The sequence below is a fragment of the Stenotrophomonas sp. G106K1 genome, assembly GCF_037969685.1.
In the GTDB taxonomy this organism is placed as follows: Bacteria; Pseudomonadota; Gammaproteobacteria; order Xanthomonadales; family Xanthomonadaceae; genus Stenotrophomonas; species Stenotrophomonas lactitubi.
In genome coordinates, this window is sequence record NZ_JBBPFR010000001.1 from 47,187 (window position 1) to 72,607 (window position 25,421).

Genomic DNA, 25,421 nt, shown 5'->3' on the forward strand with positions numbered 1-25,421 from the left:
CGTGCGTCTGGTCCTGAAACTGTTCCTGGGATTCTTCCTGATCGTAGGCATCGCCGCGTTCTTCGTGATGCGCGTGTTCGTCAACGAAGTGAAGCCGGGCGTGCGCCAGGCGATGGAATCGACCCTGGTGGATGCGGCCAACGTGCTGGCCGAGATGGCCGCCGCCGACGTCAAAGCCGGCACCATCCGCAACGGCAGCTTCACCCGCAACCTGGCCAAGGCCCGGCAGCGCGACCTGAAGGCAATGGTCTGGCGCTTCCCCAAGCGTGCGCTGGACTACCGGGTGACGATCACCGACGCCAAGGGCATCGTGATCTACGATTCGCTGGGCCGCGACGTGGGCCGCGACAATTCGCGCTGGAACGATGTCTATCGCACCCTGCGCGGCGAGTACGGCGCGCGCTCCAGCCCGGAAACGCCGGGCGATGACAGCAACACGGTGATGCACGTGGCCGCGCCGGTGTACGACCCGGTCGATGGCAGCACCCTGATCGGCGTGCTCAGCCTGGCCCAGCCCAACCGCAGCATCGATCCGTTCATCGCCGCCAGCCAGCGCGCCATCATCGAACGCGGCGCGTGGCTGATTGGGCTCTCAGCGCTGGTGGGCGTGCTGGTGACGATGTGGCTGACCAACGGCCTGGGCCAGCTCAGCCGCTATGCGCGGGCGGTCAGTGCCGGTGAGCCGGTGCCACCGCCGAAGCGGCGCAACGATGAGATCGGCGAGCTTGGCCAGGCACTGGAGACGATGCGGCGCAAGCTGGAAGGCAAGGCGTACGTCGAACAGTACGTGCAATCGCTGACCCACGAGATGAAAAGCCCGCTGGCGGCGATCCGCGGTGCGGCCGAACTGCTGCAGGAGCCTATGGCCGACGCCGACCGCGCGCATTTCGCACGCAGCATCGTCGACCAGCAGGAGCGGCTGACCGAAACCATCGACAAGCTGCTGGCGCTGGCCGAGGTCGAGCAGCACGGCTGGCTGCAGACCCGGGATCCGATTGCCTTGCCCGCGTTGCTGCAGGAAGCCGCGGTGGCAGCGCAGGTACGCGCGCAGGCCGCCGGTGTCGAGCTGCATATCGACCAGGTGCCCGACCTGCGCGTGCAGGGCGATGGCTATCTGCTGCGGCAAGCGCTGCACAACCTGATCGACAACGCCATTGCGTTCTCGCCGCCCGGGGCACAGGTGCAGCTGGATGCACAGGTGGACGGGCAGGGCGTACGCCTGCAGGTTGCCGACCGTGGCGCGGGCATTCCCGATTACGCGCGCGAGCGCGTGTTCGAACGCTTCTATTCGCTGGCCCGACCCGGCACCGGCCGCCGCAGTTCCGGCCTCGGCCTGCCCTTCGTGCAGGAAGTCGCGCGCCTGCATGACGGCCGCGCCAGCCTGCAGCCGCGCGAAGATGGCGGCACCGTGGCCAGCCTGTGGCTGCCGTTGGCGATACCGGGGCAGCGCCCGCGGCGCTGACTTCACACCCGCTTCAAATTCGCCACAAACCCTGCTCACCGCAGGCGTCCATCCTGCAGTCCTCTCCAACGAGGACGGACGATGAAATCCCTGAAGATGCTGCTGCGGTTCGCCATTGTCGGCGGCCTTATCCTGCTGCTGCTGATCCCGCTGTTCCTGATCCGCAGCGTCATCACCGAGCGCAGCGCCTATCGCGAAGAGGCCTATTCGCGGGTGGCCGAAAGCCGTGCCGGAACCCAGCGCGTGGTCGGGCCGGTGCGCGTGGTGCCTTGGTCCAAGCGCGAGCAGGTGGAGGTGGTCGACGCGCAGGGCAACAAGAAGACCGAGCTGCAGACCACCCAGGGTTACTGGTTGCAGCCGCCGGCCACCCTGCAGATCAGCGGCGAGCTGCTGCCGAGCCAGCGTTCGGTCGGCCTGTTCAAGGTGCCGGTGTACAGCTGGAATGGCCAGCTCAAGGCGACCTTCAGCGAGGATGACTACCCGGAGCACGATGGCACGACCTATGGCGAGGCCTACATCGCGCTGGGCGTGTCCGATGCGCGCGGCCTGGTCGGTACGCCGAACCTGCGCGTTGATGGACAGCAGGTCAAGCTGCTGCCGGGCGTGGCCGGCGCATCCGCACTGGGCCGTGGGCTGCATGCACCCATCGCCGGCATCGCCCGCAGCGGCGGCACCCTGGCGGCCAGCAGCGTGGAACTGGAGCTGCAGCTCGATGGCAGCCGCTCCCTGTCGGTGGTGCCGGTGGGCGATGACAACCAGATCGCCCTGCGCTCCAGCTGGCCGCACCCCTCGTTTGCCGGTGCGTTCCTGCCTAACGAGCGGCGTGTGGATGCGCAGGGCTTCGATGCACGTTGGGCCGTGTCCTCGCTGGCATCGGACGCACAGCAGCGACTGCGCGAGGGCGATGACCTGGATGCGCAGGCGGTGCAGGTCTCGTTGGTGGACCCGGTCGATACCTATACCCAGGCCGACCGCGCTTCCAAGTACGGCGTGCTGTTCGTGGTGCTGACGTTCGTTGGCTTCATCCTGTTCGAGCTGATCAAGTCGCTGCGCATCCACCCGCTGCAGTACCTGATGGTCGGCCTGGCGCTGGCGATCTTCTTCCTGTTGCTGATCAGCCTGTCCGAGCACATCGCCTTCTGGCAGGCCTATCTGGTTTCCGCGCTGGCCTGCATCAGCCTGCAGGCGGTGTACCTGGCCAACGTGCTGGGGCACTGGAAGCGGGGCCTGGGCTTCGCCGCGATGCTGACGGTGCTGTACGGCGCGCTGTATGGGCTGCTGGTATCGGAAAACAATGCACTGCTGATGGGCTCGCTGCTGCTGTTCGTGATCCTGGCGCTGGCGATGTGGGTGACCCGTCGGGTCGATTGGTACGCCCTGGCCGAGCAGAAGTAGGGAGCACACCGTGGGTTGGCGCCAAGGATTGCAGCAACGGGCACGACAGGGCATTCCCGCCCTGCTGGAAGTGGATGCGCTGCTGCAGGCGCATGGGGTGTTGGCGGCATTGCCGGGGGCACGGATCGCGCCCGGCCTGGTCCGCTTCCAGCTGGCCGCCCTCACCTGCGAGGGATTGCAGCGGCGTGGGCTGGACTGGTTGCGGGAGGCGCGGTATGGACGCGGCACGCTCGCGGGCAAGGTTCCTCGTTACCGGCCATGGAAGGCCGGGGCGGCGGCATTGTCGGAGATCGGCATCGACGGGCTGCCTGCAGACTGGCCGGAACATGCTGCCGTGTTCGGCTGCAGCAGCATCGACCAGCGGCACTGGCTGCTGCTGTTGCCGGAACGCGCGCAGCTGTGGCTGGGGTGGAAGGGGTGATGGTGGAAGGGCCATCCACGCATGGCGTGGATCTGCTGGGCCTCTGGTGGGGGCGGACCTTGGTCCGCGCCGCTCTTCGGTGGGAAGCCCCATCCACGCATGGCGTGGATCTACCAGATGCCCATGACCGATGGGACAGGGGCCAGCCGCCCTGGCTGGCTAGACTCAACCGGTTGATGATCGAGCCGAAGGGCAGGGGGGCGATGTGCTGAAGTGGGGCGTGCTGGCAGTAGCGCTGGCGATGGGTGGCAATGCGGTGGCGCAGCAGCGCGAGCCGGTGGACCTGGACATGGTCGGCAAGATCCGTCAGCAGGCGTTCCACAAATCGCAGGTGATGGACACCTTCAGCTACCTCACCGAACGCATCGGGCCGCGACTGACCAACTCGCCGGCGATGGGGCGGGCCAACGCCTGGACCCGCGGCAAGTTCAGCGAATGGAAGCTGGACAATGTCCACGACGAAGCCTTCGACGAATTCGGCCGTGGCTGGGAATTCACGTCGGCCAGCGTGGACATGCTGGGCGATCGCGTGCAGCCACTGCATGCCCTGCCCAAGGCGTGGACGCCGGGTACCAACGGCCCGGTCGAGGGCGACCTGCTGCAGGTGGACATCAAGAAGCCCGAGGACATCGAGAAATATCGCGGCAAGCTGCGTGGAAAGATCCTGCTGTTGGGCGAGGCGCGCGAATACAAGCGCGGCGCCGACGCCGATTCGCACCGGCACGACGCCACCTCGCTGGAAGGCCTGCAGGAGTTCACCCTGCCCAAGGACAAGGACGTGGCCGCCGACCGCGCCAAACGGGTCAAGGAGTACCAGGAGAAGCAGGCGCTGGCGGCGAAGGTCAACGCGTTTTTCGTCGAAGAAGGCGCGCTGGCCGCGATCAGCATCAGCAGCTGGGACAACGGCATCATCCGCGTGGCCGGTGGCGGCTCGCGCAAGGCCGGCGAATCGGTCGGCATCCCCGAACTGGCGATGATCGCCGAGCACTTCAATCCGCTGGTGCGCGCGCTGGAAGCCAAGCAGAGCGTGCGCCTGCGCGTGGATGTGGCCGCACGCTTCACCGACGAGGCCGACCAGCCCGGCTACAACACGCTGGCCGAGATCCGCGGCAGCAGCAGGCCCGATGAAGTGGTGATGATCGGTGCGCACCTGGATTCCTGGCACAGCGGCACCGGTGCAGCCGACAACGCCGCCGGCGTGGCAGTGATGATGGAGGCCATGCGCATCCTCAAGGCCAGCGGTGCCAAGCCCAAGCGCACCATCCGGGTTGCGCTGTGGAGTGGCGAGGAACAGGGACTGATCGGCTCGCAGGCATACGTGGCCAAGCACTTCGGTCGATTCCCCGAGCCCACCGACCCCGCGCAGAAGGCGCTGCCGGCCTCGCTGCGCGAACCGACCGGTGCCCTGCAGAAGACCCGCGACTACGGCAAGTTCCAGGTCTACTTCAACATGGACAACGGCTCGGGCCGCTTCCGTGGCATCTACGCGCAGGAAAACCTGGCGGCGATGCCGATCTTCGAAGCCTGGCTGGCCCCGTTCCATGACGTGGGTGCAACCACCGTCGCCACCCGCAACACCGGCAGCACCGACCACATCAGCTTCGACCGCATCGGCCTGCCGGGCTTCCAGTTCATCCAGGACAAGCTGGACTATTTCAGCAACGTCCACCACAGCCACCTGGACACCTGGGACCACGCTGAACCGGAAGACCTGAAGCAGGCCGCTGCCATCGTCGCCTCCTTCGCCTACCACGCCGCCATGCGCGAGCAGCCGTTCCCGCGCAAGCCCGAGCCCTGAAAAGGGGACGGAGGGCTGGTAAAATCGGGGGATACCCGTTCCTCGAGCCCTCCATGACCTGCCGCACCCGCTTCGCCCCCAGTCCCACCGGCTACCTGCATATCGGTGGCGCCCGCACCGCGCTGTACTGCTGGCTGGAGGCCCGCCACCGTGGCGGCGAGTTCGTGCTGCGTATCGAGGACACCGACCGCGAACGCAGCACCCAGGGCGCGATCGACGCGATTCTGGAGGCGATGGAGTGGCTGGGCCTGGACTACGACGAGGGCCCGTTCTACCAGACCGAGCGCGTCGCCCGGTACAAGGAAGTGGCCGAGCAGCTGATTGCCGACGGCAAGGCGTACTACGCCTACGAGACCCGTGAAGAGCTGGACGCCATGCGCGAGGCCGCGATGGCCAGGCAGGAAAAGCCGCGCTACAACGGCGCCGCGCGCGAGCAGGGCCTGCCATATAGGGACGACCCGAACCGCGTCATCCGCTTCAAGAATCCGCTTGAAGGCACGGTGGTGTTCGATGACCTGATCAAGGGCCGCATCGAGATCGCCAACAGCGAACTGGATGACATGGTCATCTTCCGTCCGGACGGCTACCCCACCTACAACTTCGCGGTGGTGGTGGACGACTGGGACATGAAGATCTCCGAAGTCATCCGTGGCGACGACCACATCAACAACACCCCGCGCCAGATCAACCTCTACGAAGGCATCGGCGCGCCGGTGCCGAAGTTCGGCCACATGCCGATGATCCTGGACGAGCAGGGTGCCAAGCTGTCCAAGCGCACCGGCGCGGCCGACGTGATGCAGTACAAGGACGCCGGCTACCTGCCCGACGCGCTGCTGAGCTACCTGGCCCGGCTGGGCTGGTCGCACGGCGACCAGGAACTGTTCAGCCGCCAGGAGCTGATCGACCTGTTTGACGTGAAGAACTGCAATTCCAAGGCCTCGCGCCTGGACATGGCCAAGCTGGGCTGGGTCAACCAGCACTTCCTGAAGACCGAGGAACCGGCCGCGATCGTGCCGCACCTGGTCTACCAGCTGCAGAAGCTGGGCCTGGACGTGGCCGCAGGCCCGGCGCCGGTGGACGTGGTGATCGCCCTGCGCGAGCGCGTGCAGACCCTGAAGGAAATGGCCGAGAAGGCCGTGGTCTGGTACCAGCCGTTGACCGAGTACGATGAAGCGGCGGTGGCCAAGCACTTCAAGGCCGGTGCGGAACTGCCGCTGGGCAAGGCCCGCGAGCTGCTGGCAGCCTTGCCGGAGTGGACCGCCGAGGCCGTTGGCGTGGCCCTGCACGATGCTGCCGCAGCGCTGGAAATGGGCATGGGCAAGGTCGCCCAGCCGCTGCGCGTGGCCATCACCGGCACCCAGGTCAGTCCTGACATTTCGCATACCGTGTACCTGGCCGGTCGCGAGCAGGCCTTGAAACGCATCGATGTGGCCATCACCAAGGTAGCAACGGCCTGAGCCCACCGGCCCACGCCCGAACTGGAGAACGCGCATGTCCGCCAAAACCGCCTGTACGGCCCCGCACCACCATGTCCACGACGCTTCGGATTTCGTGGCGGTGGTCGAGCGTGTCTCGCGTGAGCGCGGGCTGCGCCTGACCCCGATCCGCGCCAACGTACTCAAGCTGATCGCCGAGGCCGGCAAGCCGGTCAAGGCCTACGAGCTGCTGGAGTGGGTGCGCAACGGCAAGGGTGTGGGCGCCGACGCCCCGCCCACCGTGTACCGCGCCCTCGACTTCCTCATGGCCAATGGCTTCGTGCACAAGCTGGAATCGGTCAATGCCTTCGTGGCCTGCCACCATCCCAGCAGTGCGGCCCATTCGGTGCCGTTCCTGATCTGCAACAGCTGCCACAGCGCGGTGGAGCTGGAGGACCGCGAGATCGTGACCCAGCTGGAGAAGCGGGCCAAGGAACTCGGTTTCCAGCCGCAGGCACAGACGCTGGAAGTGCACGGACTCTGCGCCCGCTGCGCCGGCTGACGGAAGGGGAGTGCCGGTCGCTGGCCGGCATCCTCGCAATTGGGGTCAGATCCCTTTGCCAGCGGCAAAGGGATCTGACCCCATCTCACAGATGTCTGCGCAGATGCTTCAGCACTGCCTTGCGTGCGGCGATCAACTCCGCATCCTCCAGCACCAGTGACTGCACCCAGTCCAACGCCTCGGCCACGCGTGCGCCGCGCACGGCATACAGCGCCATGCACTGGCGTTGCGGCGTCGGCGCTTGGCCCCACGCGCGCTGCACACGCTGCAGCAACGCCTGTTGGATATCCGTATACACCGCCACCCCCCTGTCGAACGACAGCAGCACGTTCAGCGCGCCCAACGCCCGCCACGGTGCTGACGTTGAAATCGGCCTGTCCGCAGAACGCCAGCAGGGCCGCAACTGAAGCCTCGCTGCGCACCTCTTCCAGCACCCCGATCACATAGGTCGCCATGCGCGGCTGATCCAGCAGCGGCAGCATCGCCGCCACGCCGCCATGGCCGAAAGCCGCACAGGCCCTTGCCCACGGCGCCATCAGCGCGAAATGCGTGCCATCGCCAGTTGTACTGGAACTCCTCGCGCCATCCATGCAGCGCGCACAGACGTTCAATCTCGGCCGCACCTTCGGCACCGTGCTCCAGCACGAAGCCGATCAGGTCTTCCACCTGGCCAATCCCACCAATCCAACCGCAACGATCAGCCACGAGGGGCTCTGCCGTTCGCTGTCCTTGGCGGAGCCGCGCAGTCAAGCAAGCCAGCGCCTAATCCATCGGCTTGGTCGCGGTATCTACCCGCACGATCACCGACATGCCCGGCCGCAACCGTGCCGCCAGTTCCTGTTCGCCGTTGATCGAGATCCGGACCGGCAACCGCTGCACCACCTTGGTGAAGTTGCCACTGGCATTGTCCGGGCGCAGCACGCTGAACTCCGATCCGGTGGCCGGCGCGATTTCTTCCACGCGTCCGCGCAGCACCTGGCCCTGGAACGCATCGACCGAGAACGACGCCGGCTGCCCGATCGCCATCTTCCAGGTCTGGCCTTCCTTGTAGTTGGCCACCACCCACAATGCGTCCGGCACCAGGAACAGCAACTGCGAACCGGCCGCCACGTACTGGCCCACGCGTACGCTGGCCTCGCTGATCTGCCCATCGCGCGGCGCATGGATCACCGTGTTGGCCAGGTCGATGCGCGCCAGTTCCAGCTGCGCCTGCGCACTTTCCACCTGCGCCTCCAGGCTCTTGCGCGAGACCTGGGTTGAGACCAGGGTCTCCTCGGCGATGCGGATCTGGGCCTGCGACTGCTGCACGCTGGCCTGTGCCGAGGCCTGGCTGGTACGGAACTTGTCGCGGTCGTTGATCGATACCAGCTGCTGCGCCGCCAGTTCCTCGTAGCGCTTGGCTTCATTGCGCGAGCGCTGCAGCTCAGCCTGCCCCGCCGACAGCGTGGCCTGCGCCGAAGCGATCTGCGCGCGGTTCTGCGCCTGCGACTGGTCCGAATTGGCCAGTGCCGCGCGCGCGCTGTCCAACGTCGCCTGCGCCTGCGCCACCCGCTGCGCATAGATGCGGTCGTCGATGCGCAGCAGCGGCTCGCCCTGCTTCACGTGCTGGAAATCCTTCACCAGTACCTCGGTCACGTAACCGTTCACCTGCGGCGCCATCACCGTGATCTGCCCGCGCACGTAGGCGTTGTCGGTCACCATCACGCTGCTGCTGAACGGCCACAGATGCCAGGCGCGCAGGATCAGCGCGATGCCCAGCAACGCCACCACGACCATCACCACCACGCTGCGCGAACTCGGCTTGAGGTACTTCGGCGCGGCGGCGGGCGCGGCAGGCGTCGCCGCAGGCGCCGCATCGGTGGGCGGTGGCGGGGTAACGTTCTCGGCAGCGTCGGTGTCGTCTGGACGGGGCGGGACGGGAGGCATGGCAGTGAACTCAGCGCGGTGCCGCGGTCGCAGCCGCAGCGGGAGAGGAAGGATGGCGCTTGCGCCATTGTTTGCGCACGGCGGTACGCAGCGACAGCAGCAGCAACCAGCACAGGAAACCGATTGCCAGCCAGCCGCTCAGGGTGAACACATCGTTGAAGCCACGCACGTTGGCTTCGCGGCGGGTGGTCTGCGCCAGCTGCGCGCTGCCCTGTGCGCTGCGCAGCACCGGGTCGGTGATCTGCGCTGCGTACAGCTGCTGCTGGATGCGCAGGCGCTGCGCCACTACCTGGTCGGCTGGATCGAGCTGGCTGGTCAAGGCGCTGGAATACAGCTGCTCGCGATGCAGCTGGAACGTTCCCAGCACTGCCGAGCCGGCCAGTCCGCCCAGTGTCTGGGTGATCGACAAGGTCACCAGGAAGGTGATCATGTGGTCCACACCCTGTTTCAACGCGGCGGAAATGCCGAGCATGATCAGCGGGCCCATGAACATGCCGGCGCCCACCGAGGCCAGGAACTGGCTGACGTAGAAGTCGTGCGGCCGGTCCATGCTGGTGCGGTGCTGGTCGAAGAACGCGGCCGCGCCCAGCAGCAGGATCGCCATCAGCAGCTGCGCGATCAGCCGCTTCGGGCCGAAGGTGATCGCCGCGCCGGCGATGCCGGTCACCACGCCGGCCAGGATCACCACGAACAGCGGCCGCATCTGGTCCGGCCCCATGCCCAGGGTGCGCATCAGGTTGACCACGCCGTAGGACTGTTCGGTGGTCAGGAAGCGGATCAGGAAGGCGCCGACGATGAAGTGCATCACCGGCAGCGTCGACAGCCAACGGATCTGCAGCAGCGGATTGCGCCGGTAGTGTTCGATGATCAGCGCGGTGGTGGTCAGCGCGATGGAGGCGATCAGCGCCCAGCCCAGCCACGGCGTGTTCAACCACCAGCGCGTGTAGCCCTGCGCCAGCACGATCACGAGCAGGGCGACGGCGGGCGCGAGCAGGGCGAAGGTGAGGAAGTCCAGCGGTTCGAATGCCTTGACCTGGATGCCCGGCGGCAGCTTCAGTACCACCACCGCGGCGAACGCACACAGGGCCAGGCCGGCTTCGAAGGAGTAGAGCTGGTGCCATTGGCCGGTATCGACCAGGCCCGGCGAGACGATCCAGGCGATCGGCACTGCCAGCTGCGAGAGGCCGACGCCGACCACCAGCAGGTTGCCGGTGTACCGCCGCGGCAGCGCCTGCAGCATGTACAGCGTGCCCAGCGTCGAACAGGCCGCGCCGGCGAAACCGCTGGCGGCGCGGGTCAGCATGGTGGTCTCGAAGCTGCCGACGAACAGGTGCAGCACCGCCAGCGCCGCATACAGCCCCAGGCCGATCTCGGCGAACAGGCGGATGCCGTATTGCTGGCGGAACTTGAAGGCCAGCAGGTTGGCGGTCACGTTGACCATGGCGTAGGCGGCGACCAGCCAGCTGCCCTGGGTGGGAGTGAGTGACAGTTGCCCCTGCAGAAAGGGCAGGTTGGCCGTTACCAACGCATTGCCAAGGCCGCCGGTGATGGCCACCAGCAGCGACACCAGCGCATAGGCTGCACGCCGATAGGGCGGGTGCCACGGCATCGACGCCGAACCGGGCATGGTCGGCTTCTCGTGCTCCTCCCAATCCGGAACCGGCTTGAGGTACGGCTGCACCATCAACGGTCCCCGCTGGCTGCTCCCTGGAGTCCCCCGCGCAGCAGCTGCAGGGCACGCCCGGCCAGCTGGGCGCGCTCATCGCGGGTCTTGCCGCGCAGGGCCGCACCCAGCATGCCGGAGATCAGTGAAATATCCGTCTTCTCCAGGTCGGGCCGGCACAGGCCAGCGGCCTTGGCGCGGGCGATGGGCGCTTCCAGCAGGTCGCGCACGGTCTCGCGTGCGGTGCGCATGGCCGGAACATCCGAATCGACCGCGCGCCAATAGTCGGCCAGTGCGGGCGAATCGACGATGCGCTGGGCCATGCCTTCGAACACCTCGAACAGGGCATCGTCGCGGTCGCCAAGCTGCTCGACCTGGCGGCGGATGCGGTCGACCGTGCGCTGCAGCAGCGCCTGGATCAGCGCCGTACGGTCGGGGAAGTTGCGGTACAGGGTGGCGCGGCCGACTTCGGCACGCTCGACCACCAGGTCCAGCGGCGCGGTAACGCCATGTTGGCCGAACACATGGTCGGCGGCATCGAGAATGAGGGCTCGGCGGGCAGCAGCATCGGCACGTTGGGTGGTCATGGCTTCATTTTCGGACAAACATGTCCGGATGGCGAGAGACGAATGGCGACGGGATTGTCCGCTTGTTGTCGTACGCACATCTTTGTGACGCCCGCGTGAGGGGCAACTGGGATGACCAAAAAAACGGGGGGCCAACCTGGGCCCCCCGGGAGAGAACGACAGCACGTAGCCATCAAAGTCGGTAGATCCACGCCATGCGTGGATGCACTTTCCAGTAGATCCACGCCATGCGTGGATGCCCCATCAGAAGAACGCGCGGATCCCGAAAGCGACACCACGACCCGGCAACGGCGAGTAATCCTTCAGCAGCGAGGTATGCGGACGCACTTCGCGGTTGGTCAGGTTGCTGCCATCCAGGAACAGCTCGTAGCTGTTGCTGTCGCTGCGGTCCCAGCGGTAGGCCAGGTGCGCATCGACCAGGGTGTAGCCGTTGCTCGGCTCCTCGTTCTGCGCCACGTCCTTCTGCCGGCTGTAACGCACCGCACCCACCGAGGCACGCCAGCCATCCTTCGCCCAGCGCAGGTCGGCGCCGACACGGGCCGGTGCGATGCGCGGCAGGTAACCGGTGTTGGCCAGTTCCACGCTGTAGTTGTGGTTGTGGTCACCGTGCGGCACGGCGATGTCGAGGGTGCGGCTGCCGTTGCCGTCCAGCTTGGCCTGTACGTAGTCGCCGAACACGCGCAGATCCCAATCGCCAGCAACCCCTTCGAACAGGTGCACCAGCGCTTCGGCCTCGGCGCCCTTGAACACCGCGTCCTGCTGGGTCCAGGCACGCACCGGCAGGCTCTCGGTCACGCCGGTGTCAGCCAGGTAGATGAAGTCCTTGAACTTCGTCTGATAGATCGCGGCGGAGAAATCGAGTCGCTCGCTGTGGGTGTGGATGCCCAGCTCGATGCGCTGGCCGCGCTCGGTCTTCAGGTTGGCATCACCGATTTCCAGCGAGCGGGTGGCGATGTGTGCGCCAGCGGCGTACAGCTCTTCATTGGTCGGTGCGCGCTCGGAGCTGTCCACGCCGATGCGCAGGTCGACGGCATCGTTGAGCTTCCAGATGCCGGCGGCCGACAGGTTGGTCGCATCGAACTTGCGGCGCTGGTAGTCGCCGGTCGGGTCCAGCTTGACCTGGTCGTGGCGGCCGCCCAGTTCCAGTTTGAACGGGCCGAACTGCTTTTCCTGCAGCACGAACACGCCGATGTTCTTGGTGCCGGTATCCGGAACGAACGCCTCTTCGCCCTTGGCGCCGAAATCGCTGTTGCCGACCTGCAGGCCGAAGGCGCCGTCCCAGCCGCCGATCTGCTGCTGCACCGCTTCCAGGCGGCCTTCGATGCCGCGGTTGGTGAAGCGGGTGGACGGCGTGCCGGCTTCCAGTTCCACGTGCTCGTAGTCGGTGTAGGCCACACGCGCGTTGATGTTCTTCAGGAACGACACCGGGTTGTAGATGCCGGCCTTGGTCTCGAAGCGGTTCTGCACCATGTCGATGCGCACGTCATGCTCTTCACCTTCCTCCTCCTCGCCATGGTCGTGGTCGTGACCATGGTCGTGGTCATCGCCGTCGGCATGCACATGGGCGCCGTTGGGAATGCCGTAGTTGGTGCGGTAGGTGCTGGCAGAGACGCCGAAGTAGCCGCCTTCACCCAGCCAGGTGGCGCCGACGCCGCCGGCGCGGGTGCGGATGGAGCTGTTGTCCAGGCGGCCGCGACGCGGCTCTTCGCCTTCCTCGCCTGCGTGGTCGTGGTCATCGTGGTGGTCTTCCAGGCCGTCGATCACCGCGTAGCCGGGAATGCGGAAGTCGTCGCCATTGCGCACCAGGCCATCCACGTGCAGCACGACGTTGCCGCTCACGCCGTCAAGGCGGAACATGCCGCTGCGCTCGTCGTTCACCGAGTTGCCGCGCAGTTCGGCGCGGCCGCTGAGCGGACGGTCCGGCAGTTCGCGCGCGATGCGGCCATCGACCACGTTCACCGCGCCGCCGATCGCGCCGCTGCCGAACAGCAGGGTCGCGGGGCCTTTCAGCACTTCGATCTGATCGGCCAGGAACGGCTCGATGCTGGTGGCGTGGTCGGCGCTGACGGTGGAGGCGTCCATGTTGCCCATGCCATTGGACAGCACGGCCACGCGCGGGCCTTCCTGGCCGCGGATGATCGGGCGGCCGACACCGGGGCCGAAGAAGGTGCTCTGCACGCCGGGCAGCTTGGCCACGGTGTCGCCGAGGGTGCCGGCCTTCTGCTCGTCCAGGCGCTCACCGGCCAGCACTTCAACCGGGCGTGCCAGCGATTCGGCGTCACCCTGCAGCGGCGACGCGGTGACCTGTACCGAGGACAGTTCGGTCAGGTGGCGGTCACGATGTGAATCATCGTCGGAGGCCGCAAAGGCGACGGACGGCAGCAGCGCAGCGAGCGCCAAGGCCAGGGAATGCGGCTTGAAACGAGGGTGGTGGGAGGGCATGGGTGGTCCTTTGTTACATTGTATCAATCGGGTGGCGCACGAATCCCGTCGGCGGGACAGGGGGAGAGAAACCGTGCGGGTCGGGGATCGATGTTATATTATTCCATAACGATTCGCCGCCCTGCTGGAAGTCATGCCTTTGCCCTCACGCCTGCGCCACCTGCTCGATCGCTTCGGCGCCACCGGTTCGATGCTGTGCGCGGTGCATTGCGCGGTCATTCCGTTGCTGCTGGCAGCGGCGCCCTCGCTGGGCCTGTCTTTCTGGCTCAGTGATGGTGTGGAAAAAGCGCTGGTGGTGTTCGTGACCCTGCTGGGCTTGTTCAGCCTGGTCTGGGGTTACCGGCGGCACGGCGCGCTGCGTGCGCTGGCATTCCTGATTCCCGGCCTGGTCGCTCTGTGGGCCGGTGTGCTGTACGACCCGCTGCACCACAACGCGGTGCCACATGCTGTGGTGATGACCCTGGGCGGGCTGCTGGTCGGCATCGCGCACCTGGTCAACCTGCGCCTGAACCACGGCCACGTACATGACGCCAGCTGCGCGCACTAGGTGCTCCGTGGTAGGCTTTCTGATCGTGCGCGGGGGCGCCCAGCAAGGCGGCCCCGCCGAACCCGTGTCAGCACGGGGTAACCAGATTTCACATTTGAGGAGTTGAAGACATGGGTAAGGGTGACCGCAAGACCGCCAAGGGCAAGCGCTACAACGCCAGCTACGGCAACGCCCGTTCGCACACCGCGAGCAAGGTCGCTGTAGGCGCCGCCGCCCCGGTTGCCAAGAAGACCGTGGCCAAGGCTCCGGCGAAGAAGGCCGTGGCCAAGAAGGCAGTGGCCAAGGCCGGCTGATCCGCCGACCGACCGGTCCAAAGAAAACGCGGCGCTCGGCGCCGCGTTTTTTTTGCCCGTTTTTGTAGAGCCGAGCCCATGCTCGGCTGGCGCAATGCAGCCGAGCATGGGCTCGGCTCTACAACGTATTCAACGCAGGGTCTGCTTCAGCGTTTCCGGATTGCCATCGTTGGCCGCTTCCGGCACCTGCAGCAGGTGCGCCAGCAGCGGATAGAGGTCGACGTTGTCGAAACCGTCGATCACCAGGCCTTGCCGGAATGAAGGGCCACGGGCCACGAACACCGCGCGCATCGACGGCAACGCGTTGTCGTAGCCATGCGAGCCGCGATCGGCATGCTCGCGCTTGGCGATCTTCTCGCGTGTCAGCGCGTCCCAGCCCTCATCCATCTGGCAGACGATCGCCGGCACGCGCGGATGGGTGCCGTAGTGCCAGCGCGCCGGCAGGTTTTCCTTCTTCCAGCATTCGTAGTGTGCATGACGACCGAGCAGGGCACGCTCGGCCTCGGCCTCACGTCCCGCCACAGGCGCGAAGCCGACCGACTGGCCCGGGCTGACGTTGCGCGCGATGCTGGGATCAACCATTGATTCGAGGGCGATCACCTGGCCCTCAGGCACCGACGCCATGCCATGGTCGGAGACCACGATCACGTTGGTGGTATCGGTCAGGCCGTGCTGCTGCAAGCCATCGAGCACCTGGCCGATGATCCGGTCGGCCTGCACGATCGCATCGGTGTACTGCCTGGATTCCGGCCCAAAGTTGTGGCCGGCCTTGTCCACGTGCTCCATGTACAGCGTGGTCAGGCGCGGGGCATCGGCATCGGTCTGCGACAGCCAGTCGAGAACGGTCTGCGCGCGCTGTTCAAGGGGTTCCTTGGCGTTGTACATGCGCCACTGGCTGGGCCGTGTGCCCTGGATCTCGGCTTCGCTGCCCGGCCATGAGGTGGTGGCGGTGCGCACGCCGACCTTCTCGGCACCGACCCAGATCGGTTCGCCGCCCCACCATCCGCTGGTAGTCACCGCAGTGCGGTCATGCAGCGCGAAGCGACCCAGCTCAGCGTCATCCATGCTGTTGTTGATGATGCCGTGGTGGTCCGGGCGCAGGCCGGTGACCAGCGTGTAGTGGTTGGGGAAGGTGAGTGACGGATAGGAGGGCGTCATCCAGCGTGCACGCACGCCACCGTCGATGATCCGTTGCAGGTTCGGGGTAAGCCCGCGATCCAGCGCATCGGCGCGCAGGCCGTCGATGGAGATCAGCAGCAGCTTCGGCGGGCTGGCGGGCGGCGTATTCGCCTCCGCGGCAGGTGCAGCGATGGTTGTCGAAGGCGAAGGCGTGGTGGTGCAGGCGGCCAAAGGCAGCAGCAGCGCCAGCGTGCAGGTCAGGCGTACGGAAGTCATCCGGCCATGATAATCCGCGGCAATGACGTACCCAAGACACGTGGCGCCCAAGGGCGCCACGTGTCCACGCATTCTTCCTATTCCCCGCGCCTGTCGGCGCGCCCCCTTTAACAAAAGGGGGCTCTTCTCCAGACAGATTACGGATGCTTCCATCCACGCATGGCGTGGATCTACCGTCACCGGGAAACTGTCAGGGGTGGGATGGATCGGTTATGCAGGACCGTTGGCGCCATGGATGGCGCCATCGAGCCCCCATGGACGGGTTTACGGCGTGTCCTGCATACCCGATCCATCCCGCCCAAACCTCAGTCAATACAGAGCCGGCTGTTGCTTCGGCTGTTGCAGTTGCTCTGGCTTGCAGCGGGTGCCGGGCGCAGCCCGGCCAGCAAACCTCACGCAAACAACGGCGCCTGCCGCTGCTCCAGCCGCAACAACGCCGCCTTGGTTTCCAGGCCGCCCCCGAAGCCGGTCAACGTACCGTTGCTGCCGATCACGCGATGGCAGGGCAGCACGATCGGCAGCGGATTGCGGCCATTGGCCGCGCCGACCGCACGGGTCGCCGTCGGCTGGCCCAACTGCTGTGCCAGCTGCAGGTAGCTCCAGGTCTGGCCGAAGGGAATCAACGCCAGTGCATGCCAGACGCGCAGCTGGAACGGCGTGCCATGCGGTGCCAGCACCAGGTCGAAATCGCTGCGCTCACCATGCAGGTACTGCAGCAACTGTTCGCGCGCCTCCGGCAATGCGCCGGGCGCGTAATGCCAGTGCTCGCGGCCGCGCGCAGGATGGCGGTTTTCCGGGAACAGAACGTGGGCCAGGCCATTGTCATCGCCGGCGATGGTCAGTTCACCGATCGGAGTGTCGAAGCGATCGAACAACAGGTTCATGAGGGTTCTCCAACGAAAGTGCCGGACAGGTGCCACAGATGCAGCACGGCATAGGCTCGCCATGGGCGCCACGATTGCGAACGTGCTTCGGTGGCGCGTTCGCTGAGGCGCTGGCCCTGTGCGTGGCCCAGCACCTGCTGCAGCACCAGATCACCGGCGGGGAAGGCATCAGGCTGGCCGAGCCCGCGCAGGGCAATGTACTGCGCCGTCCACGGGCCGATGCCGGGCAGGGCCACGCAGCGGGCGACGAAATCCTCCAGTGCCTGGCCCGGCCCGAAATCGAGCTGGCCGCTGGCGCAGGCCGCGGCGAGTGCGCGCACGGTGGCGGCTCGGCTGCGTGGCAGGCCGATCGATTCCAGTGGTGCTTCGGCCAGTACGTCCGGTGCTGGGAACTGACGGTCGAATTCAGACGGCATGCCGGGCAGGTGCGCACCGTAGGCATCGACCAGTCGGCGTGCGAACGTAGTGGCCGCCGCCACGCTGACCTGCTGGCCCAGTACCGCGCGCACGCCCACCTCGAAGCCATCCCAGCCGCCCGGCACGCGCAGGCCGGGGCGCTCGTCGATGCCGCGTGCCAGCAACGGTTCGTCGCCCAGTGCTGCGTGCACCTGCTGCAGGTCGGCGTCCAGGTCGAACACGCGACGCACGCGGCGTACGATGTCCGGAATCAGGCGCGGGTCGACCGCGCCCAGCTGCAGGCGCAGCTCGGGCCGCTTCGGATCGGCGGTGACCCGCAGCAGGGTGGGGCGCTCGGCCGTGCCGAGTACGCGCTGGTAACTGTCTTCACCGATCAGCTCGATGCCGGGCAGGCTGCGCTTGCGCAGGAACGACAGCATCCGCGGGAAATCCAGCGGCGGTCGATAGCCCAGACGCAGCACCAGCCCGCCATCGTCGGCGGCCAGTGGATGGTGTTGGCGGCGCAGTACGGTGGGCGCCATGCCGCAGCCCTGCAGGAATGCCGTGTTGAAGCGGCGCAGGCTGTTGTAACCGGCTGCCAGCGCCACGTCGGTCACCGGCAGCGTGGTTTCGGTCAGCAGCTGCTTGGCCAGCAGCAGGCGATGGGTCGCGTGGATCTGCCCTGGCGTTGCGCCCAGCCGTTCGACGAACAGGCGTTGCAGCTGGCGCGCGCTGAGGCCGATCTTTCCTGCCAGGTCGGCCACCGGCTGGTCCTGCAGGAAGCCTGCATGGATCAGGGCCAGGGCACGCTGCACGGCCTGCCCGGCCAGTGCCTGTTGTGCCAGCGGGGCCAGTTCGGGGCGGCAGCGCAGGCAGGGACGATAGCCGGCCGAAGCGGCGGCAGCTGCCGTGGGGTAATAGGTGATGTTGCGCGGCTTCGGCGGCGGCGCCGGGCACACTGGGCGGCAGTAGATGCCGGTGCTGCGCACGGCGGTGAAGAACACGCCGTCGAAGCGCGCATCACGGGCCAGGCGGGCGCGGTCGCAGGCGGCTGTGTCGAGGGCGAGTGCGGTATCCATGGCGCCAGTCTAGGCGCGTCCGGGGGACAGTACTCGCCATATTCGGACATGGATGCTGGGGGAGGTCGGCCGGGCTGCGCCCGGCACCCGCGGGGGCAACGGCAACGGCAACCTCAACCTCAACAGCAACCTCAACAGCAACAGCGGGCGATCCATGGGATGGCGGGGTGGGTCCGGTTGCGGGGGACGCTGCAAGTACGTCCATGTAAGCTCGGTCGCGCCATCCATGGCGCTCACGCCCCTGCAACCGGACCCACCCCGCCTTCGACAGATTTCCGCGAACTGTCGAAATGGCATGGTCTGCTCTTGGTGGGTGTCGACCTGGGTCGACACGTAGATCCACGCCATGCGTGGATGGGAAGGTGGAAGACACTGGAATGGGAAATGAGGGGGCCTGAGGGTCAGAAGCGGTTCAGTGGCGCGCGCTGAATGCGCGGCATGGGCAGGTAGACTGTGGTTCTTACCTGTCCGAAATCCGGTTGCCCGATGTCCGCCAAACTCCGCTGGTTGCCCCTGTTGTGCCTGGCCCTGGCGGGCTGCAGCCAGCTGGAGAACCCCGGCAACGTCACTGCCGCCGACAAGGCCACGCGTGCCCCGGCCAGCGATGGCGAAAACATGGTGTCGATCAATGCCGCCGATGCGCCGCCACCACCACCGCAGGCTCGCAGCCGCGCCGACCGGCCCTGGCCGCAGGCGCAGCTGGACAATGGCAAGGCGTGGATCAGCTGCAGTACCGACTACGCCAGCGAAGGCGGCGATGGCCTCGAGCTGGAAGGGCTGCAGCGCGAACAGCTGAAGCAGGCCCTGGCGCCGTGCGCCGAGCGCGGCCTGATGCGCGTGCGTTACGCCGGCAAGATCAATCCGGGCTTCGCCGAACTGATGTGGCGACTGGCCGTGGTTGCCGACGAACTGCAGATCCACAAGCGCATCCTCGATCTGGATTCCAGCGGCGGCCAGGTGGAATCGGCCATCGTCGCCGGTGACAGCATCGGTGAATCCGGCTGGACCATCTGGGTACGCGAGGGCTCGATCTGCCACAGCGCCTGCGTGTTCGTGCTGGCTGCCGGCGACAACCGGTTGTTGACCGGCAAGGTCGGCATCCACCGCATGATGCGCATCAGTTCCAAGGCCACCTCGCGCGCGGAGCTCAACCGCGAGCTGCACGAGGTCTATGACAACGTGAAGGACTACCTGCAGCGCAATGGCGTGGCAGTGGGCGTGGCCGACCTGATGATGACCGTGCCCAACCGCAGCCTGCGCCTGCTGACGGCCGAAGAGCTTCGCCAGTACGGCCTGGACGGCACCAACGCGGTGCAGGATGACCTTGAGCGTATCAAGCAGATGCGCGCCTGCGGCGATGACTTCGTGCAACGCAAGGACGCGTTCCTGGTGGCCTTCGACCAGCAGTGCAAGCGCGACGGCGCCGACATGGAATCGATCAACAGCTGTGGCCAGTCGCTGAAACAGCGCTTCGGCTTCCCCGATCCGGTGTGTCCGGAGGAAAGCCCGCTGTCGGAGATCGACGTGGCGACGCTGCCGCCGGCACCGCCGGAGCAGCCGCCGGTGGCCGAGCAGCTGCCAGCGACATCGGCTGCACCGGCGGCGCAAGCCGACCCGGGTCCCGTCGAAGGCAGCGTGCAGGCGCGCTGACGGTCCACTCACTGCGCTGGCGTAGACTGCGGTTCTTTCCATCGAACCGGCGGTGTCCATGAAGCGCGTGCTCCTGCTGCTGTCCCTGTTGCCCCTGACTGCATTGGCGCAAACGCCTGCACCGGCCACGCCCGCGCCGGCCCCGGCCCGCCCCGCGCCGAGCGCAACGACGGCCGCGAAGCCGGCGACCGCTGCCACGCCGGCGCTGAGCCCGGCCCAGCAGGCGCAGGTGCAGAAGCAGGATGCGGAGATGGGCAGCGCCGCATTGAAGGCCGCGCAACTGGTCGACGCCAATCGGGCCGGTGAGTTGTGGGACGGCGCCTCGGCGGTTGCCCGCCGCGCGGTGCCCAAGGCCGCCTTCGTCAGCCAGCTTGCGGCAGACCGCACGCGTCTGGGCGCGATGGCCGGGCGTGGCCAGCCGACCATCACCCGGGTCAAGTACGCCGCAGGCGCCGCCGTGCCCGAAGGCCTGTACATCAACGTCAGCTTCCCGACCCGTTTCGCCAACAGCGCACAGCCGGTGCGCGAGCTGGTCTCATTCCGATTCGACGAGGATCAGGTGTGGCGCCTGGCCGGTTACAGCCTGCGCGCGTCGGCACCCTGAGGATCGGTAGCAGGTAATTCATTGGTGGAGCCATTTGCAGAGATGCGTGGAAAAGCAACGATGCAATATCATCTGACCGAGGGGCAGCTTAATAGTCCGGCTGCAGCTTCGGCTGTCGATGGTCTGTCAGCGCGTGTGGGAGTCGCGCTCCCTGAAGGTTACATCGAATTCTTCAAGGCCCACGATGGTGGTGAAGGATTCATTGGCGATAACTACATTATTTTCTGGAGAGTGGAAGAGGTAGTCGATTTCAATCGTGAATATGAGGTCGAGATATATGCTCCGGGAATATTTTTGTTCGCCTCCAACGGCGGAGGCGAGGGATATGGGTTTGACACATTGGATGTGGCGATGCCGGTGGTTCGGGTTCCTTTCATAGGTATGGATCGTCAGCATGCGATCTCGGTAGCGAGGGACATTCCCGATCTGTTTGCTCATCTGGCAGAACAGGATGATTGACTTGAATAAGCATTCGCGTCCTAGGGGCATGGAGTTGTTCGAGATCAAGCCCGTTATCGTTGGCGGTGATCCAGTCTGTCCTGAGAATAAAACGTGGTTGACGAGACAGCAGCACTTTGAGGCTGTGCGCTACTGGAATCGGATAATCAGCAGGCTGCGTAATGAGTCGAAGTAATTAAGGATCCTCCTTTCAACCTCTCGCCCCGTGGATGAGCAAATGGCAACTGAACTGACAATGCTGGCCTGGTCGATCGTGCTCGGCTTCGTCTACATCTTTGCCGCCTCCACCGTGGTCACCCGCGAGCGCGGGATGAAGTGGAACGCCTCGGCACGCGACGACTCGTCCAAGCCGTTGAGCCCGCTAGCAGGCAGGCTGCAGCGGGCGCAATCCAACTTCTTCGAGACCTTCCCGTTCTTCGCTGCCGCTGCGATCGCGGTGGTAGTGGCCGGGCGTGGCAGCGACACCACCGCGCTGGCGGCACACGTCTACTTCTGGGCGCGTGTGGTGTATCTGCCGCTGTACGCGGCCGGCATTCCCTATGTGCGCAGCCTGGTCTGGCTGGTGTCGATCCTGGCGATCCTGGCGCTGGTATTCGCGCTGCTGTGAAGTGCAGCTGATCCAGATCAAGGCCGGTCAGGCACGCGGCGCTATGCTGGCCGCGACTGGATCAACGGCAGGAGGCGCGCATGCGCAGGATGGACGTGGTGGTGGTCGGTGCCGGACCGGCCGGGTTGTGCTTTGCGCGCGCACTGGCTGGTACTGGCCTGCAGGTGGGACTGGTCGAAGCGCAGCCGCGCCAGGCCTTGGCCGAGGCCGCCTTCGACGGCCGTGAAATCGCCCTGACCCATGCGTCGCGGCAGAGCCTGGAACAGCTTGGCCTGTGGCAACGCCTGCCCGACACCGAGATTGCCGAGCTGCGCGATGCGCGGGTGATGAACGGCGGCTCTCCGTTCGCGCTGACCTTCGCCAGCAGCCAGATCGATGGCCAGCCGCTGGGCTGGCTGGTGCCCAATCATCTGATCCGCCGCGCGGCCTGGCAGGCGGTGCAGGGCCAGGACGGGCTGGAACTGTTCGATGGCCGCAAGGTGCAGGCGGTGCGCGCCGACAGCCAGGGCCACGTGGTGCGCCTGGATGATGGCAGCGAACTGCACGCGCGCCTGCTGGTGTGCGCCGACAGCCGCTTCTCCGGCACCCGCCGCATGCTCGGCATCGGTGCGCAGATGCGTGACTTCGGCAAATCGATGCTGGTCTGCAGGATGCAGGTTGAGCACGATCATCACCACACAGCGTGGGAATGGTTCGGCTATGGCCGCACGATGGCACTGCTGCCGCTCAACGAAGGCCAGGCATCGGCGGTGATCACCCTGCCGCCGCGGCAGATCGAAGAACTGCTGGCGATGGATGAGATCGCGTTCGGGGACGCCATCAGCGGTTTCTTCGAACACCGTCTGGGACGCATGCAGCCAGTGGCGACGCCGCAGGCTTATCCCCTGGTTGGGGTATATGCGCAGCGCTTCGTCGGCGAGCGTTCGGCATTGATCGGTGATGCTGCGGTGGGCATGCACCCGGTCACCGCGCATGGTTTCAACCTGGGCCTGGCCAGTGCGCAGCGGTTGGCGCAGGGCATCGCCGAGCAGCAGCGACGCGGGGCGGACATCGCCGCCGCCGGCATGCTGGGCAGCTACCAGCGCGGGCATCGGCTGGCAGCGCGGCCGCTGTATGAGGCGACCAATGCGATTGCCAGCCTGTATACCGATGACCGCAGGCCGGCGCGCCTGTTGCGCGCGGCGGGGTTGCGGGTAGCTCAGGGGGTGGCGCCGTTCCGGCAGCTGATTGCCGCCCACCTGACCCAACGCGTGGCCTGAAGGCCCCGTGTTGACTCAGGCGGCGGCCAGCACCCGGATCTGGCTGTCGTTGAACTCGACCACCTGGCCGGCGCGGATCTTGCAGGCCTTGCGCAGCTCGACCTCGCCATCGACCAGCACCAGGCCTTCGCTGATGACCATCTTGGCTTCGCCGCCGCTGGTGACCAGGTCGGCCAGCTTCAGCAACTGCTTGAGTTCGACGTAGTCGCCGTCGAGGTCGAATTCGAGGATCTGCATGGAACGGGGTTTCCTGGGCAGGCGCTGCAGGACAGGGCCGGCAGCGGTAAAATGGGCGCCTATTGTGCGCCACGGCGGGCCGTAACGGCATGCCGATGGTTTCCTGTACACCTTGTTCAGGAACAGTGCGGTATCATTCCGCTCTGAGCGAGTGAAACCTCAGCTTCAACCGAGCAGCGCCAGGGCACGCGATAAGAAGGGCGCCCAAAGCGCGGAATCCCCCTTTTTTTCGCCTGCCATGCTCGTGGCAGTGCCTTCGGAGTTCCCCATGTCCCAAGAAACCCAAGCGCAGCTGCAGTTCGCGCAGCTCGGCCTGTCCGATTCTGTCATGCAGGCTGTCACTGCCATCGGCTACGAAACGCCGTCGCCGATCCAGGCCGCCACCATCCCGGCGATGCTGGAAGGCCGCGACGTGCTGGGCCAGGCCCAGACCGGTACCGGCAAGACCGCAGCCTTCGCGCTGCCGGTGCTGTCCAACATCGACCTGCAGCAGATCAAGCCGCAGGCCCTGGTGCTGGCCCCGACCCGCGAGCTGGCCATCCAGGTTGCCGAGGCGTTCCAGTCCTATTCCTCGAAGATCCCCGGCTTCCGCGTGTTGCCGGTGTACGGTGGCCAGCCGTACGGCCAGCAGCTGACGGCCCTGCGCCGCGGCGTGCACATCGTGGTCGGCACCCCCGGCCGCGTCATCGACCATCTGAACCGCAGCACGCTGGACCTGTCCGAGCTGAAGACACTGGTGCTGGACGAAGCCGATGAAATGCTGCGCATGGGCTTCATCGACGACGTCGAAGCGGTGCTGAAGAAGCTGCCGGAGAAGCGCCAGGTGGCGCTGTTCTCGGCCACCATGCCGCCGGCCATCCGTCGCATCGCACAGACCTACCTGAAGGATCCTGTCGAAGTCACCATCGCCAACAAGACCACCACCTCGGCCAACATCCGCCAGCGTTACTGGTGGGTGAGCGGCATGCACAAGCTGGACGCGCTGACCCGCATCCTGGAAGTGGAGCCGTTCGACGCGATGATCGTGTTCGCGCGCACCAAGGCCGGCACCGAGGAACTGGCCAGCAAGCTGCAGGCCCGTGGCCTGGCCGCTGCCGCCATCAACGGCGACATGCAGCAGGCCCAGCGTGAGCGCACCATCGCCATGCTGAAGGAAGGCAAGCTGGACATCCTGGTTGCCACCGACGTGGCCGCCCGTGGCCTGGACGTGGAGCGCATCAGTCACGTGCTGAACTACGACATCCCGTACGACACCGAAAGCTACGTGCACCGCATCGGCCGTACCGGCCGTGCCGGCCGCAGCGGTGAGGCGATCCTGTTCGCCACCCCGCGCGAGAAGGGCATGCTGCGCCAGATCGAGCGTGCGACCCGTCAGCCGATCGAAGAAATGCAGCTGCCGAGCGTGGAAGCGGTCAACGACAACCGCATCAACAAGTTCACCTCGCGCATCACCGAAACGCTGGGCCAGGGCGGCCTGGACTTCTACCGCCAGCTGCTGGAGCGCTTCGAATCCGAGCAGAACGTGCCGGCCATCGAAGTGGCCGCCGCACTGGCGAAGATGATGCAGGGCGATACCCCGTTCCTGCTGCAGCCGCCGGTGCGCGCACCGCGCGAAGAGCGCGCGCCGCGTGAGCGTTTCGAGCGCACTGAGCGCCCGGAACGTGGCGACCGCAACGAGCGCGGCCCGCGCTTCGAACGTGGTCCGCGCCGTGACGATGCCGAGGGTGGCTTCGAGCAGCGCCCGCGCCGTGACGTGCCGCCGCGCGGTGCACCGGAGCAGGGCATGGAGACCTACCGCATCTCGGTCGGCCACCAGCATGGCGTGAAGCCGGCCAACATCGTCGGCGCCATCGCCAACGAAGCCGGCCTGGAAAGCCGCTTCATCGGTCGCATCGACATCCACGACGACTTCTCGCTGCTGGATCTGCCGGCACAGATGCCGTCGGACGTGCTGACCCACCTGCAGAAGGTATGGGTGTCCGGCCAGCAGCTGCAGATGCGTCCGTTGGCGGCCGGTGAAGAGGTCAATCCGGCGCCGCGTCCGTTCAAGCCGCGCTTCGACAAGCGTGGTCCGGGCGGTCCGGGTGGCCCGGGTGCTCCGCGTCGCAGTGGTCCGGGTGGCCCCGGCGGCGACCGCGACAGCCGTCCGCCGCGTCGTGATGGCTTCAACAAGCCGCGCGGCCCGCGCAGCTTCTAAGCCGTGCTGAAGTAGATGAACAACGCCAGCCTCCGGGCTGGCGTTGTCGTTTGCAGGACGTCAGGTCGGCCCGGCCGCCGCTGCCGATCAACGGCCGGGTCCGGTTTCGCATGGCCCACACATCCTCGGTCCTAGGCTGGCCC

23 protein-coding genes are annotated in these 25,421 nt (G+C 66.5%); 14 read left to right on the forward strand and 9 right to left on the reverse strand.

Annotated features, from left to right (window positions below; translation table 11 throughout):
• The first annotated feature begins 1 nt into the window (after position 1).
• From creC to WKB25_RS00260, 6 genes are all read left to right on the forward strand, one after another.
• On the forward strand, positions 2-1,462 hold the full coding sequence (gene creC, locus WKB25_RS00235; RefSeq protein ID WP_340568025.1) for a two-component system sensor histidine kinase CreC: 1,461 nt from the start codon (positions 2-4) through the stop codon (positions 1,460-1,462).
• Positions 1,463-1,543: 81 nt separating this feature from the next.
• Positions 1,544-2,857 carry a cell envelope integrity protein CreD gene (gene creD, locus WKB25_RS00240; protein WP_340568026.1) on the forward strand — a complete coding sequence of 438 codons (1,314 nt, stop codon included), beginning with the start codon at positions 1,544-1,546 and terminating at the stop codon, positions 2,855-2,857.
• Between the two features lie 10 nt (positions 2,858-2,867).
• On the forward strand, positions 2,868-3,278 hold the full coding sequence (locus WKB25_RS00245) for a hypothetical protein (RefSeq protein ID WP_340568027.1): 411 nt from the start codon (positions 2,868-2,870) through the stop codon (positions 3,276-3,278).
• 205 nt (positions 3,279-3,483) lie between these two features.
• Positions 3,484-5,076, forward strand: a complete 1,593-nt coding sequence (locus WKB25_RS00250) for a M20/M25/M40 family metallo-hydrolase (protein WP_340568028.1) — start codon at positions 3,484-3,486, stop codon at positions 5,074-5,076.
• 53 nt (positions 5,077-5,129) lie between these two features.
• Positions 5,130-6,533, forward strand: a complete 1,404-nt coding sequence (gene gltX, locus WKB25_RS00255) for a glutamate--tRNA ligase (RefSeq protein WP_340568030.1) — start codon at positions 5,130-5,132, stop codon at positions 6,531-6,533.
• Between the two features lie 34 nt (positions 6,534-6,567).
• Positions 6,568-7,053 carry a Fur family transcriptional regulator gene (locus tag WKB25_RS00260; protein ID WP_025879333.1) on the forward strand — a complete coding sequence of 162 codons (486 nt, stop codon included), beginning with the start codon at positions 6,568-6,570 and terminating at the stop codon, positions 7,051-7,053.
• Between the two features lie 85 nt (positions 7,054-7,138).
• Here the strand turns inward: WKB25_RS00260 and WKB25_RS00265 are convergent, their stop codons facing one another.
• The 5 genes from WKB25_RS00265 to WKB25_RS00285 all read right to left on the reverse strand — a co-directional run bounded on the left by WKB25_RS00265 (position 7,139) and on the right by WKB25_RS00285 (position 13,671).
• A complete protein-coding gene (locus tag WKB25_RS00265) occupies positions 7,139-7,396 on the reverse strand; it encodes a hypothetical protein (protein WP_340568032.1) in 258 nt (85 codons plus the stop codon).
• A 419-nt stretch (positions 7,397-7,815) separates the two neighbouring features.
• Positions 7,816-8,979 carry an HlyD family secretion protein gene (locus WKB25_RS00270; RefSeq protein ID WP_340568033.1) on the reverse strand — a complete coding sequence of 388 codons (1,164 nt, stop codon included), beginning with the start codon at positions 8,977-8,979 and terminating at the stop codon, positions 7,816-7,818.
• Between the two features lie 10 nt (positions 8,980-8,989).
• Positions 8,990-10,663 (reverse strand): MFS transporter, encoded by a 1,674-nt coding sequence (locus WKB25_RS00275; protein WP_340568034.1) that lies wholly within the window; start codon positions 10,661-10,663, stop codon positions 8,990-8,992.
• A complete protein-coding gene (locus WKB25_RS00280; protein WP_340568035.1) occupies positions 10,663-11,229 on the reverse strand; it encodes a TetR/AcrR family transcriptional regulator in 567 nt (188 codons plus the stop codon). Before WKB25_RS00280 ends, WKB25_RS00275 begins: the two co-directional genes overlap by 1 nt.
• Positions 11,230-11,472: 243 nt before the next feature.
• The gene (locus WKB25_RS00285; RefSeq protein ID WP_089239755.1) at positions 11,473-13,671 is read right to left on the reverse strand and encodes a TonB-dependent receptor; all 2,199 of its coding nucleotides are present in this window, start codon (positions 13,669-13,671) and stop codon (positions 11,473-11,475) included.
• A 133-nt stretch (positions 13,672-13,804) separates the two neighbouring features.
• Here WKB25_RS00285 and WKB25_RS00290 point away from each other — a divergent pair, with 133 nt between their 5' ends.
• Together WKB25_RS00290 and WKB25_RS00295 are read left to right on the forward strand one after the other, a co-directional pair.
• Complete coding sequence (locus WKB25_RS00290; RefSeq protein ID WP_025879338.1) at positions 13,805-14,218, forward strand: MerC domain-containing protein; 414 nt, start codon at positions 13,805-13,807, stop codon at positions 14,216-14,218.
• Positions 14,219-14,328: 110 nt separating this feature from the next.
• Positions 14,329-14,511, forward strand: a complete 183-nt coding sequence (locus WKB25_RS00295) for a 30S ribosomal protein THX (RefSeq protein ID WP_025879339.1) — start codon at positions 14,329-14,331, stop codon at positions 14,509-14,511.
• A 129-nt stretch (positions 14,512-14,640) separates the two neighbouring features.
• On the opposite strand, the gene WKB25_RS00300 is transcribed toward WKB25_RS00295, so the two are convergent.
• The 3 genes from WKB25_RS00300 to WKB25_RS00310 form a co-directional block, all read right to left on the reverse strand.
• The gene (locus tag WKB25_RS00300; protein WP_340568038.1) at positions 14,641-15,906 is read right to left on the reverse strand and encodes an ectonucleotide pyrophosphatase/phosphodiesterase; all 1,266 of its coding nucleotides are present in this window, start codon (positions 15,904-15,906) and stop codon (positions 14,641-14,643) included.
• A 392-nt stretch (positions 15,907-16,298) separates the two neighbouring features.
• Complete coding sequence (locus WKB25_RS00305) at positions 16,299-16,790, reverse strand: methylated-DNA--[protein]-cysteine S-methyltransferase (RefSeq protein ID WP_100551986.1); 492 nt, start codon at positions 16,788-16,790, stop codon at positions 16,299-16,301.
• Positions 16,787-18,265, reverse strand: coding sequence for a DNA-3-methyladenine glycosylase 2 (locus tag WKB25_RS00310; protein WP_100464174.1), 1,479 nt, complete (start codon positions 18,263-18,265; stop codon positions 16,787-16,789). Before WKB25_RS00310 ends, WKB25_RS00305 begins: the two co-directional genes overlap by 4 nt.
• A gap of 486 nt (positions 18,266-18,751) precedes the next feature.
• On the opposite strand from WKB25_RS00310, the gene WKB25_RS00315 reads away from it, so the two are divergent.
• The 5 genes from WKB25_RS00315 (at position 18,752) to ubiM (ending at position 22,844) form a co-directional block, all read left to right on the forward strand.
• Positions 18,752-19,915, forward strand: coding sequence for a hypothetical protein (locus WKB25_RS00315; protein ID WP_340568041.1), 1,164 nt, complete (start codon positions 18,752-18,754; stop codon positions 19,913-19,915).
• Positions 19,916-19,973: 58 nt separating this feature from the next.
• A complete protein-coding gene (locus WKB25_RS00320) occupies positions 19,974-20,519 on the forward strand; it encodes a DUF4019 domain-containing protein (protein WP_340568043.1) in 546 nt (181 codons plus the stop codon).
• Between the two features lie 60 nt (positions 20,520-20,579).
• Entirely contained in the window at positions 20,580-20,978 is a 399-nt protein-coding gene (locus WKB25_RS00325) for an SMI1/KNR4 family protein (RefSeq protein WP_340568045.1), read from the forward strand.
• A gap of 217 nt (positions 20,979-21,195) precedes the next feature.
• Positions 21,196-21,585 (forward strand): MAPEG family protein, encoded by a 390-nt coding sequence (locus WKB25_RS00330; protein ID WP_340568046.1) that lies wholly within the window; start codon positions 21,196-21,198, stop codon positions 21,583-21,585.
• An 80-nt stretch (positions 21,586-21,665) separates the two neighbouring features.
• On the forward strand, positions 21,666-22,844 hold the full coding sequence (gene ubiM / locus WKB25_RS00335; RefSeq protein ID WP_340568048.1) for a 5-demethoxyubiquinol-8 5-hydroxylase UbiM: 1,179 nt from the start codon (positions 21,666-21,668) through the stop codon (positions 22,842-22,844).
• A 15-nt stretch (positions 22,845-22,859) separates the two neighbouring features.
• On the opposite strand, the gene WKB25_RS00340 is transcribed toward ubiM, so the two are convergent.
• Positions 22,860-23,081 carry an RNA-binding S4 domain-containing protein gene (locus WKB25_RS00340; RefSeq protein WP_025877723.1) on the reverse strand — a complete coding sequence of 74 codons (222 nt, stop codon included), beginning with the start codon at positions 23,079-23,081 and terminating at the stop codon, positions 22,860-22,862.
• A 268-nt stretch (positions 23,082-23,349) separates the two neighbouring features.
• On the opposite strand from WKB25_RS00340, the gene WKB25_RS00345 reads away from it, so the two are divergent.
• Positions 23,350-25,278, forward strand: coding sequence for a DEAD/DEAH box helicase (locus WKB25_RS00345; RefSeq protein WP_132825569.1), 1,929 nt, complete (start codon positions 23,350-23,352; stop codon positions 25,276-25,278).
• Positions 25,279-25,421 lie beyond the last annotated feature (143 nt).

What these genes read in the sequence shown, in the direction of transcription:
- creD (WP_340568026.1), top strand. Translation starts at nt 1,544, where the DNA reads ATGAAATCCCTGAAGATGCTGCTGCGGTTCGCCATTGTCGGCGGCCTT.
- gltX (WP_340568030.1), top strand. Translation starts at nt 5,130, where the DNA reads ATGACCTGCCGCACCCGCTTCGCCCCCAGTCCCACCGGCTACCTGCAT.
- WKB25_RS00260 (WP_025879333.1), top strand. Translation starts at nt 6,568, where the DNA reads ATGTCCGCCAAAACCGCCTGTACGGCCCCGCACCACCATGTCCACGAC.
- WKB25_RS00270 (WP_340568033.1), bottom strand. Translation starts at nt 8,979, where the DNA reads ATGCCTCCCGTCCCGCCCCGTCCAGACGACACCGACGCTGCCGAGAAC.
- WKB25_RS00275 (WP_340568034.1), bottom strand. Translation starts at nt 10,663, where the DNA reads ATGGTGCAGCCGTACCTCAAGCCGGTTCCGGATTGGGAGGAGCACGAG.
- WKB25_RS00280 (WP_340568035.1), bottom strand. Translation starts at nt 11,229, where the DNA reads ATGACCACCCAACGTGCCGATGCTGCTGCCCGCCGAGCCCTCATTCTC.
- WKB25_RS00285 (WP_089239755.1), bottom strand. Translation starts at nt 13,671, where the DNA reads ATGCCCTCCCACCACCCTCGTTTCAAGCCGCATTCCCTGGCCTTGGCG.
- WKB25_RS00290 (WP_025879338.1), top strand. Translation starts at nt 13,805, where the DNA reads ATGCCTTTGCCCTCACGCCTGCGCCACCTGCTCGATCGCTTCGGCGCC.
- WKB25_RS00295 (WP_025879339.1), top strand. Translation starts at nt 14,329, where the DNA reads ATGGGTAAGGGTGACCGCAAGACCGCCAAGGGCAAGCGCTACAACGCC.
- WKB25_RS00300 (WP_340568038.1), bottom strand. Translation starts at nt 15,906, where the DNA reads ATGACTTCCGTACGCCTGACCTGCACGCTGGCGCTGCTGCTGCCTTTG.
- WKB25_RS00305 (WP_100551986.1), bottom strand. Translation starts at nt 16,790, where the DNA reads ATGAACCTGTTGTTCGATCGCTTCGACACTCCGATCGGTGAACTGACC.
- WKB25_RS00310 (WP_100464174.1), bottom strand. Translation starts at nt 18,265, where the DNA reads ATGGATACCGCACTCGCCCTCGACACAGCCGCCTGCGACCGCGCCCGC.
- WKB25_RS00315 (WP_340568041.1), top strand. Translation starts at nt 18,752, where the DNA reads ATGTCCGCCAAACTCCGCTGGTTGCCCCTGTTGTGCCTGGCCCTGGCG.
- WKB25_RS00320 (WP_340568043.1), top strand. Translation starts at nt 19,974, where the DNA reads ATGAAGCGCGTGCTCCTGCTGCTGTCCCTGTTGCCCCTGACTGCATTG.
- WKB25_RS00325 (WP_340568045.1), top strand. Translation starts at nt 20,580, where the DNA reads ATGCAATATCATCTGACCGAGGGGCAGCTTAATAGTCCGGCTGCAGCT.
- WKB25_RS00330 (WP_340568046.1), top strand. Translation starts at nt 21,196, where the DNA reads ATGGCAACTGAACTGACAATGCTGGCCTGGTCGATCGTGCTCGGCTTC.
- ubiM (WP_340568048.1), top strand. Translation starts at nt 21,666, where the DNA reads ATGCGCAGGATGGACGTGGTGGTGGTCGGTGCCGGACCGGCCGGGTTG.
- WKB25_RS00340 (WP_025877723.1), bottom strand. Translation starts at nt 23,081, where the DNA reads ATGCAGATCCTCGAATTCGACCTCGACGGCGACTACGTCGAACTCAAG.
- WKB25_RS00345 (WP_132825569.1), top strand. Translation starts at nt 23,350, where the DNA reads ATGTCCCAAGAAACCCAAGCGCAGCTGCAGTTCGCGCAGCTCGGCCTG.